1 protein-coding gene is annotated in these 1,569 nt (G+C 53.2%); it reads left to right on the top strand.

The window, feature by feature from the left end; all coding sequences use genetic code 11:
• Window positions 1-686 precede the first annotated feature (686 nt).
• The coding region (chrA, locus tag GIW04_RS30585) for a chromate efflux transporter (protein WP_236479598.1) at window positions 687-1,569 on the top strand (883 nt) is incomplete at its 3' end.

Here is a 1,569-nt window from a genome sequence, read left to right on the forward strand (position 1 = left end):
TCCGGAATCAGCGCGAGTGCGACTACGATTCCCGCGAGCACGTCTCCGCGAACGTTGGAAAACCACGTTTGTTTAATTTTTTGCAGCATAGAAATATCCAAGGCAAAGCATCGCGCACGCCAAACGGACGGCGAGCGAATCGATACAAATTCAAATTTTGAGGATTTTTTCGCTGTGTGCTTTAGGTGTAAAACCGGGCGTACAGCAGTGCGCACCCGCGAGCGAAGCTAGCGGAAGCAAGGTGTTGCGAGGGGGCGTAGCGCTAAGGCGGCGTAGGCTGCCAGTAGATCGTTTGGAGTACAGTCATGCTGATGTTCCTGTAGCTCAAAGGGTATGCAGAACCGTCAGTATACATTGAAGCCGCCGTTGATTGCGACTCCGTGTCAAGCTCCACGAGCATTGAATGCTGAAAGAGAGCTAGCTGAAGAGCAGGTTTTTGAGCAAAGTTTGCGAGTGATGCGAGGGGATAGCCTTAAGTATCTCGCGAGACCCGCTTAGGTCTCTAGCTGGCTTTTCGATTAGGTTGGTACATTATGAAACCAAGTTCACATTCACTCGCAGGGTTAGCCTCGTATGTCTAAGGAAGGCCATCGTTTAGCCCATGTTTAGTTGGCTCCATAGTATTTGGTTTCGTACCGCAATCATTTTGGGAGGGGTGAATATTGTCAGCCGAAGGTAGTGCAACGGTGGTCAAGACTGACTCCCCTTGGACGGTTTTTCTGGTGTTCCTGCGACTAGGACTCACCTCTTTTGGAGGCCCGATTGCGCATCTAGCTTACTTTCGCGAAGAATTCGTTGCTCGACGCCAATGGCTGAGCGAGCGCAGTTATGGGGATTTGATTGCCCTATGCCAGTTCTTGCCGGGGCCCGCCAGTAGCCAGGTTGGCATAGGTTTAGGACTATCTCGCGCCGGGTTTCTTGGAGCAGTCGCTGCGTGGGCAGGTTTCACATTGCCTTCGGCAATAATCCTGGTTTTATTCGCTCAGGGTATGTCCGCGTGGGGAGGCGCGTTTCCGAGCGGTCTTTTGCACGGTCTTAAAATTGTCGCGGTGGCTGTCGTTGCTCAAGCCGTCTGGGGTATGGGCCGTAGTCTTTGCACTGACGCGCCTCGAATAACTATCGCCGTGTTTGCTGCTTATGCTGCACTCCTTTGGCCGCATGCCTGGGGACAGATCGGCGTGATTTTCTTCGGCGCCATCATAGGATTGATCCTCTTCAGAACCGATCAGAACCAGGCTACGGAGTCTTTGCCGGTATCGGTGAGTAGGAAAGTCGGTGTGGTGTCTTTGCTGGTGTTCCTCGGCTTGTTAGTTGGTCTGCCATTGCTGGTTCAGCTGTGGCCCTCACAAGCATTAGCTGTGGTAAACGCCTTCTTCCGCGCTGGGTCATTAGTTTTCGGAGGTGGGCATGTTGTGCTGCCGTTGCTTCAGTCGGCGACCGTACCGAACGGATGGGTAGCCAATGACACGTTTCTTGCCGGATATGGTTTAGCACAGGCCGTACCAGGCCCGCTTTTTACCTTCGCAGCATTTCTTGGCGCGTCCATGAGTGCCCAACCTTCTGGTTGGC

Source organism: Pseudomonas sp. PA-4-8C, assembly GCF_021606625.1.
In the GTDB taxonomy this organism is placed as follows: domain Bacteria; phylum Pseudomonadota; class Gammaproteobacteria; order Pseudomonadales; family Pseudomonadaceae; genus Aquipseudomonas; species Aquipseudomonas lactis.